Source organism: Methylobacterium nigriterrae (genome assembly GCF_037106235.1).
Taxonomy (GTDB): Bacteria; Pseudomonadota; Alphaproteobacteria; order Rhizobiales; family Beijerinckiaceae; genus Methylobacterium; species Methylobacterium nigriterrae.
Genome location: NZ_JBAWTG010000003.1, coordinates 198,067 through 214,173, shown reverse-complemented (window position 1 = coordinate 214,173; position 16,107 = coordinate 198,067). Strand labels below are relative to the sequence as shown.

The 16,107-nt window shown below is 68.1% G+C and carries 13 protein-coding genes; 5 read left to right on the top strand and 8 right to left on the bottom strand.

Annotated elements, in window-relative coordinates:
* The first annotated feature begins 70 nt into the window (after positions 1-70).
* Positions 71-481: a hypothetical protein gene (locus WDW90_RS03925; RefSeq protein ID WP_336485951.1), complete on the top strand. Its 411-nt coding sequence runs from the start codon at positions 71-73 to the stop codon at positions 479-481.
* A gap of 270 nt (positions 482-751) precedes the next feature.
* Here the strand turns inward: WDW90_RS03925 and WDW90_RS03920 are convergent, their stop codons facing one another.
* Positions 752-1,846 carry an AraC family transcriptional regulator gene (locus WDW90_RS03920; protein ID WP_336485950.1) on the bottom strand — a complete coding sequence of 365 codons (1,095 nt, stop codon included), beginning with the start codon at positions 1,844-1,846 and terminating at the stop codon, positions 752-754.
* A 227-nt stretch (positions 1,847-2,073) separates the two neighbouring features.
* Positions 2,074-3,102, bottom strand: a complete 1,029-nt coding sequence (locus WDW90_RS03915) for an AI-2E family transporter (RefSeq protein ID WP_336485949.1) — start codon at positions 3,100-3,102, stop codon at positions 2,074-2,076.
* Between the two features lie 402 nt (positions 3,103-3,504).
* Here WDW90_RS03915 and WDW90_RS03910 point away from each other — a divergent pair, with 402 nt between their 5' ends.
* Complete coding sequence (locus WDW90_RS03910) at positions 3,505-5,250, top strand: metallophosphoesterase family protein (protein ID WP_336485948.1); 1,746 nt, start codon at positions 3,505-3,507, stop codon at positions 5,248-5,250.
* Positions 5,251-5,259: 9 nt separating this feature from the next.
* Here WDW90_RS03910 and WDW90_RS03905 read toward each other — a convergent pair whose 3' ends face one another.
* From WDW90_RS03905 to WDW90_RS03895, 3 genes are all read right to left on the bottom strand, one after another.
* The gene (locus WDW90_RS03905) at positions 5,260-6,714 is read right to left on the bottom strand and encodes a GntP family permease (protein ID WP_336485947.1); all 1,455 of its coding nucleotides are present in this window, start codon (positions 6,712-6,714) and stop codon (positions 5,260-5,262) included.
* Between the two features lie 3 nt (positions 6,715-6,717).
* Positions 6,718-7,761 carry a patatin-like phospholipase family protein gene (locus WDW90_RS03900; protein ID WP_336485946.1) on the bottom strand — a complete coding sequence of 348 codons (1,044 nt, stop codon included), beginning with the start codon at positions 7,759-7,761 and terminating at the stop codon, positions 6,718-6,720.
* A gap of 70 nt (positions 7,762-7,831) precedes the next feature.
* Positions 7,832-8,458 carry a LuxR C-terminal-related transcriptional regulator gene (locus WDW90_RS03895; protein WP_336485945.1) on the bottom strand — a complete coding sequence of 209 codons (627 nt, stop codon included), beginning with the start codon at positions 8,456-8,458 and terminating at the stop codon, positions 7,832-7,834.
* 764 nt (positions 8,459-9,222) lie between these two features.
* Between WDW90_RS03895 and WDW90_RS03890 the strand changes: the two genes are divergently transcribed.
* The 3 genes from WDW90_RS03890 (at position 9,223) to WDW90_RS03880 (ending at position 10,663) form a co-directional block, all read left to right on the top strand.
* The gene (locus tag WDW90_RS03890; protein ID WP_336485944.1) at positions 9,223-9,744 is read left to right on the top strand and encodes a DUF1269 domain-containing protein; all 522 of its coding nucleotides are present in this window, start codon (positions 9,223-9,225) and stop codon (positions 9,742-9,744) included.
* 402 nt (positions 9,745-10,146) lie between these two features.
* Positions 10,147-10,344, top strand: a complete 198-nt coding sequence (locus WDW90_RS03885) for a hypothetical protein (RefSeq protein WP_336485943.1) — start codon at positions 10,147-10,149, stop codon at positions 10,342-10,344.
* Between the two features lie 148 nt (positions 10,345-10,492).
* On the top strand, positions 10,493-10,663 hold the full coding sequence (locus tag WDW90_RS03880) for a hypothetical protein (RefSeq protein ID WP_336485942.1): 171 nt from the start codon (positions 10,493-10,495) through the stop codon (positions 10,661-10,663).
* Between the two features lie 48 nt (positions 10,664-10,711).
* On the opposite strand, the gene WDW90_RS03875 is transcribed toward WDW90_RS03880, so the two are convergent.
* The 3 genes from WDW90_RS03875 to WDW90_RS03865 are packed head-to-tail and all read right to left on the bottom strand — an operon-like array spanning position 10,712 to position 16,100.
* Complete coding sequence (locus WDW90_RS03875; RefSeq protein WP_336485941.1) at positions 10,712-11,920, bottom strand: MFS transporter; 1,209 nt, start codon at positions 11,918-11,920, stop codon at positions 10,712-10,714.
* On the bottom strand, positions 11,917-15,006 hold the full coding sequence (locus WDW90_RS03870; protein WP_336485940.1) for an efflux RND transporter permease subunit: 3,090 nt from the start codon (positions 15,004-15,006) through the stop codon (positions 11,917-11,919). Before WDW90_RS03870 ends, WDW90_RS03875 begins: the two co-directional genes overlap by 4 nt.
* A complete protein-coding gene (locus WDW90_RS03865) occupies positions 15,003-16,100 on the bottom strand; it encodes an efflux RND transporter periplasmic adaptor subunit (protein ID WP_336485939.1) in 1,098 nt (365 codons plus the stop codon). Before WDW90_RS03865 ends, WDW90_RS03870 begins: the two co-directional genes overlap by 4 nt.
* Positions 16,101-16,107: the final 7 nt, after the last annotated feature.

The following is a 16,107-nucleotide window of genomic DNA, read 5'->3' as shown; positions in this document are numbered from 1 at the left end:
CGGCCGGCCGGCGGGGCCGGATGGGACGGCACGCGCCCGACATGCTGTCTTCCGAGCAGGAGGCAATTTCATGAAAAGTCTCATCATCGGATCCGCGGCCGTCGCCGCCCTGATCCTGACCAGCGTGACGGCGGATGCGCGCGGCTTCCGCGGCGGCGGCGGCGGCTTCCGCGGCGGCGGGTTCCATGGCGGCGGCTTCCGCGGCGGCGGCTTCCAGGGCGGTCGCGTGGCCGGCTTCCGCGGCGGATATCGCGGCGGATATCGCGGCGGTGCCGTGGCCGGGGGCTACCGAGGGGGCTACGGCCGCTACGGGTATGGCTATGGCCGCTACGGGGGATACCGGCCCTACGGATACGGCCTTGCCGCGGCCGGGGTCGGCGCCGCCGCGGCCGGCTACGCGCTGAGCAACGCGGGCTCGTACGGCGGCTGCGGTCCCTACCGCTACTACGACTCGTATGCCGGTTTCTGCCGCCCGTACTGAGGCGCGGCGCCCACGACCTGATCGCGAAGCCGCCGGGCGGAGCCACCGCCCTGGCGGGGCCGGCCTTGCGTGCCCAGCGCTTTTGCCCGACGGCATTCCCTCCGTTCGAACGATCGAACGGCCGGCCTCGTCATGGGCACGGGTCATGGGCACGGGTCATGGGCACGGGTCATGGGCACGGCGCGTCGCCGAGCCCGCGCGATGGCCGGACGGTGCCGAGCTCCGGCTCGCGAAGCGATCGCCCCGATGTCCGATCAGCAGCCCGGGCCGTCACGGCGCCTGGTTCGCCCGTCTCCAGGCGCTCGGCGTCGTGCCCGACCAGCGCCGGAAGGCGTGCGTGAAGGCGGCGGGCTCGGAGAAATCCAGGGTGGCCGAGACCTGCACGAGGCTGATGTTGGTGTCGGCGAGCAGTTGCTTCGCGATCTCGAACCGGGTCTCCACGGCGAGCAGCCTGAAGCTCGTCCCTTCCGCCCGCAGCCGACGACTGAGGGTGCGGCGATGCATCGCCAGGTGGCTCGCGACCGCCTTGCCGGCCCACCGACCCTGGATGATCTCGGTCCGCAGCAATTGACGCAGCTCGTCCACCAGTCGGGGCAGAGCGACGGCCTCAAGCTGCCGGATCTGCATTTCCGCAGCGTGGCGCGTGTCCGGGTCAGCGCCCTCGATGCCTCGCTTCAGGAGACGCGTCGGGAACACGATCGCGGCCATCCCCTGGTCGAACCGGACCGGCGCGCCGAAGAAGCGCCGGTAGGGGTCGGTCTGCTCGGGCATGGAGCGGGGCAGCAGGACCTCCGACGGGGACCATCCGGCGCCGCACAGCGCGCGCAGGACATTGGTGACGGTGGCGAGCGCGCCCTCCGACTTCAGGCCGGTCCCGCTCGCGCCGGGCTGGTAGGGAAAGTAGCCGAGGAGCGCCATGTCGTCCTCGACACAGAGCCTGACCGCGGCACCGCAGCTCCACGCCCAGTCATGAAGCTCCAGGGCGCGCAGCGCGTCGCCGACGGTCTCCGAGTTCCGCATCAGGCATCCGACCGGCCCGAGCGCGTTGGCGGCGACCTGTTGTCCGACGAGGAGCCCGAGATGGGGGCAGTGCGCCCGTTCGGCGCCCAGCGTGATCAGCCTGCCGAATGCGGCACAGGAGACCGCGCCGTTTCTCCGTCTGGGCTGCCACTGCGCCAGGCCCGCCTCTGCGAGGAGCCGGGCCGGATCGACGTCCAACCCGGCGAAGACCGCGCAGGCCGCCTCGACGAGGCCGAGCGGGATGAGAGCGGCGGCCGCGGCGTGCGTGCGCTCGTCGGTCAGTGCCGGCGGAGCAGGGAGGCCCGATACGTCGCAGCTGCTCGCGGAGGCGTCGCGCGATGCCATCGGAGAGGTCCCGGTCATGTCAATGCTGCGCGGGGAGGCGAAGCCTTTGACGATGGCGCTTTGCAACCGACGAGATCTTACCATCTCGGCCGAGCGGGGCGATCGTCTTCGATCCGCACGTGCGATACCCGACAGGGCCGGCCCCCGATCGCGGCCAGGGACGGCAGATGAGGCCGCACTCTCGCGGATGACGTTGCGGAAGCGGCGGTCGAGGCGCGATCGATGCCCTAACGTGCGGGAACCGTGTTTCCCATCAGGCCCGCAATCCAACGCGTTGCAGGGTGCTGAGCACAGAAGGTCAGCACCGTGATCGTGATCGGTACGCCGATGAAGGCGCCGGCCAGGCCCCACAGGTACATCCAGAAGAACACCGCGAACAGGACGACGAAGGGAGACATCGCCAGTGCGGTGCCCGACACGCGCGGCTCCGCGTAGCTGCCCACGACGAACTGGATCAGGTTCAGGCCGACGAAGATGCCGGCCGCCGCCTGCCAGCTCTCAAACTGGGTCAGAGCGAAGATGGTCGGGAAGGCCGTCGCGATCAGCGGACCGATGAAGGGAATGTAGTTCAGCACGAAGGCGATGACGCCCCATTCCGCGGCGAAGCGGAGCCCGACGGCGGCCGTGAGGCACCAGACCAGAATGCCCGTCACCAGGCTCATCGCGGTCCTCACCAGCACGAAACGGCGCAGCTTGACCGCCGTCTCGGCGCTTCCTCGCGTCAGGATGCGCGCGAGTTCCGGACGGTCGAGCGCGGCGATCCGCCGGGCCGCATCATCGACCTCGATCAAACCCAGGATCACGTAGACAAGCGCGACGACCCAGAAGCTCACGGCCGTGTTGACCTTGCCCGTCACGCCTTGAAGCGTTCGCACGAGCCAGCTCACGTTGAAGTGCTCGGACCAGATGCCGCTCACCAGGATGCCGCGCTCGCCGAGCCATGCCGCACCGAACTCGTAGAGGGACTGAAGGCGGCCAGCATCGGCGATGAGCGATTGGGCGACTTGCCCGAAGGCCCAGGCCGCGAGCGCCGCGATGCCCAGCAAGGCAACGACGATCGCCGTCAGGGTGACGGCGAGGGCGACGGGTCGGGGGAGCCGGGCCTGGAGCCGGCACTGCAAGGGCCGGACGATCGCGATCAGGAACAGGGCGAAGGTCATCGGCGCGAGCACGGTTACGGCGGCCGAGGCCGCGGTCAGGAGCCCCAGCACGGCCAGGATGCCGGCGGATATGCGCAATCCTCGATCAGCCGTCATCGACCCACGTTCCACGGGACACGATCCTGACGCCGGTCGGCCGCGGTCGGATCCGGCGCGGCGTCGGCTGCCCTGCAGCGCGGCGGGCGGCTCAGCTCGTCCTCCCTCGCAGATTCGGTTCGCCGGCAAATTCTTCGACGAGCGCAAATCCTCGTCCCGCGAGCCCGGCGTCAGGCCGTTCCCGCCTCGGCGGCCAGCATGACCCGATCCGGGGCCGAATGCAGCAACCCGTATGGTTCATGGCAGACGCTGGCCCGGGGCCGGCCGGCTAGCCTAGATCTGTCACGGCCCGGTCGCGGAATCCGGGATCGGAGCGGACGGCCTTGTTTGCCCGGTCGGGCGTCCCGAGGCCGCGCCGGCGAGCGGCCACGGCGGCCGTGATCCTCGGGAGGGCGTGCCCCGATGGCCTTTCTGATCGACCCGCGTCGCGGCGACATCGAGGATGATGCGTCCAGTCCCAGGAAGCGGTCCCTGACTGCGCTGGCGGGAACCCTTCTCGTCGAGATCAGCCTGCCCAAGTTCGCCCTGGCTTGGATGCTGCTGATCGGCCTGCCCTGCCTCCTGCTGGGGCTCGCTCCCCTGGTCGCAGTCGCCTGGTTGTACACCGTCTCCAGGAAGCTCGGAGATGCCGCCTCGGGCCTCTGGCCATGGCTCGTGCTGATCGGCTTGGCAATGGTCGGCTGGCTCGGCGGCGCGCGGGCTTACCGGCTCGCCGAGGGCAGCTTCTGGTCCCTCAACGCGCTCGTCGTTCAACCGAGCTTCACGCTTCTGCGCGAGACGCTGCGTCACGCCTCCGGGCATCGGCTGCCGGCGCGCTTCGGGCTCGAAGGAGCGCGCCTCCATCGAGCCACGGCGCTGGGCGCCGGCCTCTTGCTGTCGGCGGTCGCCGCCTTGCTGGTGCTCGGCGCCTGGCCCTACTCCCGCTGGACCGGCCAGATCGCGGACCTCGCCTCCCCGCTGAGACTGCTGATGCCGGCACTGGCCAACAGCGTCGTCATCGTCGGCCTCTATCTCGCGGTCGCGGCGCTGGTCTGGGGCATCGTTGACGCGGCAATGGACCAGCCCATCGACCTCGAAGCCTTCGATGACGAGCCGGCGCATGGCCGAGTCTGGCGCGTCGCCCATCTCTCCGACCTGCACGTCGTCGGAGAGCGCTACGGGTTCCGCATCGAATGCGGACGCGACGGGCCGCAGGGAAACGGCCTTCTCGAACGGGTCCTGACCGAGCTCGAGCGCGTCCACGCGGAGCGGCCCCTCGACCTCGTGCTCGTCACCGGGGACATAACCGATGCCGGCCGTTCCACGGAGTGGGCCGAGTTCCTGGATGTGCTCGGTCGCCATCCTGCCCTGATGGAGCGGATGCTGATCCTGCCGGGGAACCACGATGTCAACGTGGTGGACCGCGCCAATCCTGCGCGGCTCGATCTCCCCGGCTCGCCGGCCAAGCGTCTTCGGCAGTTGCGGATGCTCGCGGTCACGGCAGGCATCCAGGGCGAGCGCGTCTCGGCCGGGAGGGCCGGCGATGGCGCGGACCAGCGTCTCTCGCGCCGCCTCGCGTCCTGCGAGCGCGCGATCAAGGACTTCTCGGACGGCGCGCGCTCGCGGGGCGCTCCCCTGAACCAGCTCTGGGAGCAAGCCTTCCCGATGGTGCTCGCGCCCGAGACGCCGGATGGACTTGGGGTCGTCCTGCTGAACTCGAATGCGGATACGCACTTCTCCTTCACGAATGCGCTCGGCTTGATCGAGGCAGAGCAGGCAAGCCGGCTCACGGCCACGTTGCGCGCGTTTCCCGAGGCTCGCTGGATCGTTGCGCTCCATCACCATCTCGTCGAATATCCGCGCCCGACCAGAATTCTCTCCAAGAGGATCGGAACGGCACTGATCAATGGCAGCATGCTTCTGCGCCGGATCCAGCCGTGGTCCGCCCGCATCGTCGTCATGCATGGACATCGCCACGTCGACTGGATCGGCCGTTGCGGGGGCGTGCGCATCCTCTCGACGCCGTCGCCGGTGATGATCGATCCGGCGGACCGGACAGCCCATGTCTACGTCCACAGGCTCGCGGCGCGCGCGGGTGGGCTCGCGCTCCTGTCGCCCGAGAGGTTGTCGATCGGGGTCGCTTCGGCGCAAGCCGTCGCCAGCCCGTAGCGCGGTTGTTCAGAACGAGCCGACCACACCGCCGAGCACGATCACGAACGCCAGCGCGATCAACGCTCCCGTCACGCTGACCATGACGATGTCGAGATAGCTCTGGGCGTGCGTCGAGCCGCAGACCGCGAGCAGCGTCACCACCGCGCCGTTATGCGGCAGGCTGTCGAGCGTGCCCGCGCCGATCACCGCGACCCGGTGCAGCAGCCCCGGATCGATTCCCCGCTCGGCAGCCAGTTGCATGTAGGTCGGGCCGAGCGCATCGAGCGCGATCGTCAGGCCGCCCGAGGCCGAGCCCGTGAGCGCCGAGAGCACGTTCGTGGCCACCGCGAGCGAGACCAGCGGACTGCCGCCGACCCCCAGAACCCCATCCCTCACCAGGGCAAAGGCCGGCAGGGCCGCGACCACGGCCCCGAAGCCGACGAGGCTCGCGACGCTGAAGGCCGGGAGTACGGCCGCATTGGCGCCGGCGTCGCAGCTCTCCCGCAGAGCCGGCAGGCGCGATCCGGTCGCCGCCAGCAATGCCAGGATCGCGGCGGCGAGCGCGACCACCACCGACCAGACCCCGCCGACGGCGGCGAGCGAGGTTTCGCCCCAGCGCGGCTCGGACAGGAACTGCGTGTCCATCCGCGGCAGCACCACGAAGGACATCAGGACATTGACCGCGATCACCACGACGAGCGGCATGACCGCGAGCGAGATCGGCGGCGGCACCCGGGCGTGCACCCCGCCGTGGACCTCATGAGGGTCGAACTCGCAGGCCGTGAGCGAGCGCTCGCGCACCAGCGGATCGTCCGCCGCGGCGTCGACGGGCACGGGAGCCGGGTCGCCGAAGCCTTCGTGGCGCCTGCGCGCCGCCGTCTCCGCCCGCCGCAGCCACCAGAGCCCGAAGCCGAGCATGATCGCGGCCGCCAGCATCCCGAGCCCGGGCGCCGCGAACGGCGTCGTCCCGAAGAACGGCATCGGGATCGCGTTCTGGATGGCCGGCGTGCCGGGCATCGCCGACATGGTGAAGGTCGATGTGCCGAGGGCGAGCGCCGCCGGCATCAGACGGCGCGGGATCGATGCGGCTCGGAACAGCGCCTCGGCCATCGGCGCCAGAACGAAGAACGCGACGAACAGGCTGACGCCGCCGTAGGTGACGACCGCGCCGGCCAGAACCACGGCGAGCATGGCTCGCTCGGTGCCCAGATGCTCCGTCATCCAGGCCGCGATGGCGGCGACCGAGCCGCTATCCTCCATCAGCTTGCCGAACACGGCGCCCAGCAGGAACAGCGGAAAGAACTGCGCCAGAAAGCGCGCGGCGCTGCCCATGAAGGTCTGCGTCCAGTGCGCGAGCAGCGGCTCGCCGGAGAACGCCGCCGCCATGAGGGCAGCCAAGGGTGCCAGCAGTAGGACGCTCCAGCCGCGGAACGCCAACCCCATCAGCAGCGCGAGCCCGAGCAGGATGCCGGCGAGGCCCATCCGTCAGGTCCCTTGCAGCAGGCGATCGATATCGAGCGTGGAACGCTGCCCGAGATCACCGCGCCGTTCGGTCAGGAAAACGTCCGCCGCGCGTCGCCCCTCCTCGCGCAGCTTGCTGACGAACGCCCATTCGGCGTTCAACTTCGACGAGGAGCCGAACTCCGCCATCAGCTCGCTGCGGATGAGGTGGATGCGCATGCGCGACCAATGCGCATTCTCCGCGCCGCCCGGGTCGACGGCCTGCCTGAGCAACGCCATCATCCTCAGTTCCTTCAGCAGCGCGGCGTTGAAGGAGACCTCGTTCAATCGGTTGAGGATGTCCCGGGCCCGGTAAGGCAGTTCCGACCTCTCGACCGGGTTGATGGCGACCAGGATGACATCGTCGGCCACGCATTCCTGGACGAGCGGCGTCATCGTCGGGTTTCCGGAATAGCCCCCATCCCAGTAAGCCTCGCCGTCGATCTCGATGGCCTGGAACATGGTCGGCAGACAGGCCGAGGCCAGTAGGACCTGCGGGGACAGCTCCGCGTTGCGAAACACGCGCGGGCGCCCGGTGCGGACATTGGTCGCCGTGATGAACAGCTTGATTCCCGCGCCGGCCAACCGGTCGAAGTCGACTGTCGCCTCCAGAACCCGGACCAAGGGGTTCGGCACGCCGAAGTCGAGATCGTAGGGCGAGAACATGCGCGACATCAGGTCGACGGCGAGGTAGGTCGGCGAGTGGTCGAGCGTCCAGCGTCCGAGCAACCTGTCGAGGGGGCTGCGCTGCAGCGGGCTGAAGGCCGCGGCGTCCGAAACCTGTCTCCAGAAGCGCTCGAGCGCGTCCCGCGCGCCATCGCGTCCGCGATGGGCATAGCCGTCCACCATCACGGCCGCGTTCATGGCACCCGCCGATGTCCCGGAGATGCCCTCGATGTCGAGCCAGAGCTCCTCGAGCAGGCGGTCGAGCACGCCCCAGGTAAAGGCGCCATGCGACCCACCGCCTTGCAACGCCAGATCGACCAGCAGGGACGGTCGCGCGTCACGATCTCGAGCCACCTTCGCCATCTGCATCTTCGCTCATCTGCGCGACAAACCGAGCCCTATGCCGAGGCTGCGATGACGGTTTGGGCATGCCTCAAAGATCGGCCAGTCTTCGCCGAATCGCGCACCTGGTCAGCCCGGCAACGTTCGTGACGTTGAGCTTCTGCATCGCCGAGGCTCTGTGAGACTCGACGGTTTTCGAACTCAAGCTCAGCTGAGAGGCAATGTTCTTCACGCTGAGCGCCTTTGCCAACAGGCGGACGACCTGCCTTTCGCGCGTCGTCAAGGGACGACGCCTGTGCGGATGACTGACGCGGTCTTCGATCAGCAGCGAGGCCACGCTGTTGCTGAAATACGGCTTGCCATAAGCCAAGGCCGTCAGGGCAGGCAGCATATGGTCACAAACTTCACTCTTCAGGATATAGCCGCGCGCGCCCGCAAGCAGAAAATCATCTATCAGGCCTTCGTCAAAATGACTCCCGAGCAAGATCACCTTCGTTCTCGGAGAGATATCCAAAACTCTTCTGGTAACACACTCATCCCCGAAGCGCTCCAGACTGCAACCTATGATCGCAATCTCTGGCGTCAGCGCCTGCGCCATGGCGATTGTCGTTCCGCCGTCCGCCGCTTCTCCGCAGATCTCGTGATCCGGCGAGTTTGCGAGCAGGGCACGAACGCCCATTCGCACGATATCATGTTCATCCGCGATAAGCACCCGCATCTCGCAGCCCCGCATCGCTCGCGTTGCGCCATGAACAAGATCAGCAATCAAAATAGATTATAAACGTATTTTTCAGTACTAACTTGGATTCGAATACCTCAATTCCATTCCTAAAAACGGCCGCACATCAAGCATATTGTCACGGTGAGTGCGAATCAAGCGCGCGGATCCTTCGTACGCAACCGTGGAAAGTCCGATCCGCCGCCGCGTCGGCATGATCCTCGCCGGTGCTCGTCCTGCTCCTGCGGAGGTGGCCGGGAGACCGGTCGTGCGCGTGTCCGGTGAACTGGACGGCCTCGGAACGCCCCCGGCCTCAACGTTCGTGCCGATCCATTCGGCAAGGGCCGGGCCAGGGTTCGGCCCGGTCAAAACCGGACCGGCAAGCCATACGAACCCTGATTCCAAAGTCCACCGCAAAGACGCCTGCGCATCAGGAAATTCCTGATTCCAATTCCATCAGACCAAGCGAGACTCATATCTCAAATGAACATTTTTAACTTGACTGGTTACACTCACAGGCGCACCATTCTATTGTTTGAAGATAAATCGATGTTTATTCGCAGCTTCTCGCAGGCGTCAGACCCTGCCACCTGCGTCAGGCCAAACGCTGAAGCGGACGTGAAGACCGAGCGCACCAAAGTCTCTCTGAACGAGGACGGCGGACGGCGCGCTTTAAGGCAGCTTCGGTCTTCATGATTGTCCTGTGGAGCGATTCGACTTCCACATGTCTAAAGCTTCGCTGCCAGCAGAACTGGAGAAGGGCAATGAGCGATCTCGTCTTTATTGCGTTCCCGTCGGAGGAAAAAGCTGAAGAGATCCGCAAACGCGTCCTGTCGATGCAGAAGGAATATTTGATCGAACTGGGCGACGCCGTCGTGGCAGTCAAGAACCAGGACGGTCAGATAAAACTCAATCAGCTTGTCAACATGGCCGCCGCCGGGGCGGCGTCCGGCGCTCTCTGGGGAACGCTGATCGGCTTCATCTTTCTGATGCCCCTGGTGGGGACTGCACTCGGAGCCGCCTCTGGTGCGATCGCCGGCAAGTTCACGGATGCCGGAATCAACGATCAGTTCATGCGCGACGCGGCCAGGGAGCTGCAGCCGGGTACCGCCGGGCTTTTCCTGCTGGTCCGCAAGATGACGGTCGACAAGGTTCTCGCTGATCTTCGTGGCGTTGGCGGAACGGTGATGAGAACATCGTTCGACGAGACGAAGGAATCGGCTTTGCGCGAAGCTCTGGCGCAGTGCGCGAAGCAGGCCGAGCCCCTCGCGTCCGCCCCGGCCTGACGCCGCCCGTTTCCGGGCGGGTCTTCCTGAACCGATGGGGATATCGATGCCGGAGATCAGCCGTCGCAGAATGATCCTGAACCTGGCGGCAGGCGCCTGTTCCGCCGCCGCCGGCCTGGCCGTCATGTCCGCCTCTGCCGGACCGGGATCGGTGGTGATCCCATCGGACGAGAACGGCGCATCTCCGAACCTGGTCGAGAAGGCCCAGGTTGTGGTCGTGCATCCCCGCCGCCGGCGGCGGCGGCGCTGGGTTTGCTGGCGCCGCAGAGGGCGCCGCGTGTGCGGGTGGCGCTAGCACCGCCACGGCTCGGAGGCAGCCATTCGCAGGCCTGAGGGAAAACCGGCTGTCCGGGAGGCGTTGCGCGAACGAGGCCCTCGCCGGCCGAAGTGCGGGAGATCTCCATGAGGATTTTCACGGCTGCGGTCGGCGTCGCCTGCCTGCTCGCCTGCTCCGGGGTTAGGGCGGAGACCCAGAAGCGCTCGACAACGGACTACTCCGCACGACACGCACGATGCCTGCAGGAAGCGAGGCTCAAGCGCTTCGAGCGGCGATTCGCTGCCCGCAACCAGTTCATGCGGCGATGCATGGCGCGCTCGTGATGCTCGCGGACGGCATTTCGGCCGACGATGGCCACCGGCGTATCCTGTCGGCCGGACATCGAGGGGCCGAGCGCCTGGGCTCGCGTCTCGTCACCGGCCGGCGCCGCGGCGGCGCCACCGCCTCACCGCGGGGAGCGGGAGCGGATCGATGAACGATGCGGGCGTCCTCGTCCTTGCGGCGGCCGTGATCATGGTGATGCTGAACCTGAAACCCGCGCGCAGGCTCAATCACCGGACGCGCGCGCGGATGATCGTGGCCTCGCTCGTCCTGGGAGCCGTGGGCATCTTGATGATGGGCGCCCGGATCGTGACGGGCTGAGGCAAGCGGCCGATACGCCTGCAAAGGGGCCCGGTCCGAACGCCGATGCTACCGGGATGCTCGGGGCCAGAATCTGGCGCTCGCCGCTACGGCGAGAGCGGCGACCAAGCCGAGACCGATGAAATCCCAGAGGATCCCGATCGCGCTCCCCATCCGGCCCGCGACGGCGTAGGCGACCGCAAGGCACAGGTGGAACACGGAGAACTGCGCCGCGTACAGCGCGGGCATCTCCGCGGCTGTGCCGGACCGGCAAAGCAATCGCCCGGCCGGCGTGTGGGCGACGCTGCATCCGGCCCCGAGGACGAACCAGATCGCTAGGAGCCTCGCGTAGCCGAGCATCAACGGCGCAACGATCAGCATCGACGCCACCAGGGCCGCCCCGACGAGCATCACCGGCCGGTCCGAGGCCTTCCGCAGCAGGTGCGGCACGAGCAGCGCCCCCGTCACCGAGCCGGCGCCGAAACAGGCCAGGGCGATGGCCGTTTCACGCTCGCCCAAGCCGAGCCGGTTCTGCACCAGCACGACGGTGTTGACCGCCGCCGTGGCGGCCGCCAAGGCGACCGCGACATTGATGCCGATGAGCCCGCGCAGCCGCGGCACGGTCAGGAACCTGCCCAGCCCGCGGCCGGTCCGCTCGAGGATGCCGCCGGTCGGGTTACGTAGCGGCTGCGGCATGGATATCGGCAGGATGAGCAATGTCGCCAGGACAAAGCCGATCGCCGCGCCGACGAACAGGCCACGCGCATTGACGAGCAGGAGCAGCACAGCCGACAGAGCCGGGCTCGCGAGGCCCTCGAGCTCGCTGAGGAAGCGCGAGAGCGAGAGTGCACGCAGATAGTCGCGCTCGTCCGGCAAGAGGTCGGGAATCGTCGCCTGGTAGGAGGGCGTGAAGATCGCTGACGCGAACTGGAAGATAAAGACGAGGAGATAGATCTCCCAGGCCTGCCCGACGAAGGGCAGAATCAGCAGGATGCCCGCCCGGAACAGGTTGAGGCCCGCGAACAGCGCCCTGCGCGGCAGGTGATCGACGAAGGCGGCCGCCACGGGCGCGATCAGCGCGTAGGTCAGCATCTTGATGGCGAGCGCCGTGCCGAGGACCGCACCCGCCTCGGCGCCGACGAGGCGGTAAGCCAGCAGCGCCAGCGCGACGGTCGCGACCCCCGTGCTGACGAGCGCCAGGACATGGGCGGCGAGCAGGCTGCGATAGGCGCCCTCTCGTGACGCCGCTGAACGCCGTGCCTCGGCGGCGCTCGTCATCTCGCCCCGTGCCGCGCAAGATCTCTCGACGCGACGGCGGCCTCGCGCGGCTCGGGTTCACGAGCACCGAACCAGGCGACGTAGAGGGTCGGCAGGAAGAGCAGGGTCAGCAGGGATGCGACGAGCAACCCGCCCATCACGGCGAAGGCCATCGGGCCCCAGAACACGGTCGGCGCGATCGGCAGCATCCCGAGGACGGTGGATCCCGCCGTCAGGAGAATCGGGCGGGACCGCGAGACGCTCGCGTCGATGACCGCATTCCAGATCGGCTGCCCCTCCTGGCGATCGGCCTCGATCTTCGTGAGCAGGATGACCGCGTTCCTGGCGACCATCCCGATCAGCGACAGGATGCCGAGAATGGCGACGAAGCCGAGCGGCCTGCCGAAGACGAGGAGCGCCAGCACGACGCCGATGATGCTGAGAGGAACGACGGCGAGAACCAGGCATGTGCGCTGGAAGCTCGCGAGCTGGAACATCAGGATGGTCAGCGTCAGGAGCAGCATCAGCGGCACGACCGCGAGGACGGAGGCGCGGGACTTGGCGCTCTCCTCAGCGATCCCGCCGGTCTCGACGCGGTAGGGAGAGCGGAGCCCAGAATCAAGGCCGCGCATCGCGGGCGCGAGATCGGACACGACCGCCTCCGGCAAGGTGCCCGGAGCGACGTCGGCACGGACCGTCAAGGTCGGCAGGCGGTTGCGCCGCCAGACGAGCGGCTCCGCCTGCTCGTAGCCGAAGGTGGCGAACTGGCTCAGAGCCACCGTCCGGCCGTTCGGCAGGGGAACCTGCAGGCTCTCCAGAGCCTCGATCGAGGCGCGCTGATCCGCGCTCGCCCGTGCAACGACGTCCACGAGGTAGATGTGGTCCCGCACCTGAGTGATCACGGCGCCGGCCACGGCGGCATTCAGGGCCGCAGCGAGGCTCTGGGAACTCAGGCCGATGATCCGCGCCTGGTCTTGATCGAGGCGGATGCGGAGCTGGCGCTTCGGCTCCATCCAGTCGAAGTTGATGTTGCGTGCCGCGTCGTGGGCGGCGACCTGCTCGGCAACCCGCAGCGCGATCGACCGCACCTGCGCGATGTCGGGTCCGATCACCCGATACTGGACCGGCCAGCCGACCGGCGGTCCGAGCTCGAGCGGGTAGACCCGGCCGACTACCTCCGGAAGCTGTTCGGACAGGAACGTCTCGAGCTTCGACCTGAGGCGCTCCCGCGCTGCCACGTCGTGGGTCACGATGACGACCTGGGCGAAGAAGTCGTTCGGCAACTGGACATTGAGCGGCAGGTAGAAGCGGATCGCGCCGCGCCCGACATAGGTGCTCCACCGCGAAACGTCGGCGTCGCCCTCGAGAAAGGTGTCGACCCGCTTCGCGACGTCGTCGCTGGCGTAGATCGATGCCCCTTGCGAGAGCGTGAGGTCGACGACGAGTTCCGGGCGGTCGGAGGCCGGGAAGAATTGCTGCGGCACGAACCGTATGGCGAGCGTGGCAACCGCGAAGGCCGTCACCGTCACGGCGATCGTCAGCCATCGCCGCCGCATCGCCGTCTGGAGACATGCGACGTAGGTGCGCTCGAGCCGTCCCGGAGCCGGACTGGCCTTCGGCGCCGGCGGCCTGACGATCCAGACACCGATCAGCGGCGCGAAGACCACCGCGACGAACCAGGACACGACCTGCGCGATCGCGACGACGGCGAAGATCGAGAAGGTGTACTCGCCCGCCGTGCTTCGCGCGAACCCGATCGGCACGAAGCCCGCGATGGTGACGAGGGTCCCGGCCAGCATCGGCGTCGCGAGCGTGCGATAGGCATAGGTCACCGCGTCGCGCGGGGCGTCCCCGGCGGCGAGGCGGCGCAGCATGGCGTCGACCGTGGTCATCGCATCGTCGACCAGCAGCGTCAGGGCGATGATCAGAGCGCCGAGGGAGACGCGGTGCAGGTCGATGCCGGCGAGAGACATGATGGGAAAGACGATCGCGAGCGTGAGCGGGATCGAGCACGCGACGACGGCGCCGGGGCGCAGCCCGAGGCTGAGGAAGCTCACGGCGATGATGATGAGAATGGATTGCCAGAGCGACGTCGTGAACTCGTTGATGGCCGTGCTGACCGTGAGTGCCTGGTCCGCGACCAGCGTGAAATCGATCCCGATCGGAAGGTCGGCCGAGATCCTGGTCATCGTCGCATCGATGTTGCGCTTGAGCGCCAGGATATCGCCGGACTCGCGCATCGCGATCGCGAGGCCGATCGCGGACCGGCCGTTCACCCGGAAGAGAGGCTGCGGCGGGTCCGCGTAGGCGCGCCGCACCTCGGCGATGTCGCTCAGGCGGATCATCCGGCCGCCCACCGAGAAGTTGACGGCCGCGACGTCCTCGACGGTCTCGAAGGCTCCCGAAACCCGGACGGACAATCGCTCCGTCCCCGTCTCGATGACGCCCGCGGGCCTGACGACGTTCTGGGCATTGAGCGTGGCGATCAGGGACGGGTAGTCGAGCCCCAATGCGGCGAGGCGCTCGGTCGAGAACTCGAGGAAGATCCGCTCGTCCTGGGCGCCCAGCACCTCGATCTTCGAGACATCGGCCACCGGCAGGAGCTGCGAGCGGACGTCCTCGACAGCATCGCGCAATTCGCGATGCGTGAATCCGTCGGCCGTAAATCCGTAGATGATTCCGTACGTGTCGCCGAAATCGTCGTCGAACCCCGGCCCGACGACACCAGCCGGGAGCGTGTGGCGGATGTCGCCGACGCGCTTGCGCACCTGGTACCAGAGGTCGGACACCTTCGCTGGCGGCGTCGACCCCTTGAGGTCGACGAAAATCGTCGTGATGCCTGGCCGGGTGAAGCTGCGCACCGTGTCGAGATACGGTGTCTCCTGAACGGCGCGCTCGATCCGATCCGTCACCTGCAGCAGGGTGTCCTGCAGGGTGGCGCCGGGCCACGCAGCCTGCACGACCATGGTGCGGAAGGTGAAGGCCGGGTCCTCGGCCCGGCCGAGCCGGAGATACGCGAACACGCCCGCGAGGATCGAGGCCAGCATCAGGTAGACGACGATGGACGGCTGTCGAATGGCCCATTTCGACAGGTTGGGGCCGATCATGACGCGGCCCCGAGGAGACGGACCTTCTGGCCCGGCCGCAGCGCGTGGACACCGGCCGTGACGACGATCTCGCCTGGCTCGATGCCCCGGGCGACGAGAATGCGGGTCTGGTCGAAGCGGGCGATCTCGATCGGACGCAGGGCGACCGTCATCCCGGCCGGGTCCACGATCCAGACCGCGGGTCCCCCCTCGCCTCCGATCAGTGCGGTCGACGGGACCGCGATCTCGCCGTCGCGGTGAAGGCGCATCCGTCCCGTCACGGCCGCGCCGAGCCGCATCTGCGGAGGCGGGTCCGCCAGACCGACCCGGACCTGGAACGTCCCGGTCGCCGGGTCGGCCCGCGGCGCGACCTCGCGCACCCGGCCCTCGGCCGTGATCGCGGGATCCATCGTCAGGGATACCGCGATTAGCGGATTCGCGGGAGCCTGATCCTTGATCTGCGCCGAGACGTCGAAGACGGCGTCCTTCCCGTCCTTTCGGGCAATCTGCACGATCGTCTGGCCGGCGCGGACGACCTCGCCCGGCTCCGCGCTCCGCTGCGTCACCATGCCAGCCGCATCGGCCGCGAGTTCCGTGTAGCTCGCGCGCTCCTCCGCAATGCTCAGCTGGGCATGGGCACCGTCCAGCTGCGCCTGCGTCGTGGTCTGCTGCTGAAGGGCCTGGTCGTAGCGCACCCGCGTCGTCCAGCCGCCCGCGAGCAGTTGACGCTGCCGGTCGTAGTTGTTGCGGGCCTCGTCGTACTGGCCCGCCGCCGCCACCACCGCAGCCCGGGCGGCCCGCACGGCATTCCGCTCGTTCTCGGGATCGAGGCGCGCGACGATCTGGCCGGCCTTGACCGTGTCGCCGACATTGACGAGGCGCTCGACCATGCGCCCGTCGATGCGGAAGGCGAGGTTGACCTCGACCTGCGCCTGCACGGTGCCCGTCAGCGAGACCGTCTCGTCGCCGGCGAGTTCACCCACCGTCAAGACGCGGACCGGCCGGACCTCGGGTGCCGGCGGAGCCTCGGGATCGTTGCATGCGCCGAGCACCAGCGCCGGAAGAATGGCAGCGCAGAGCCAGGATCGAGAGGGTCGTCCGCGGCCGGCAAGCATCGTAACC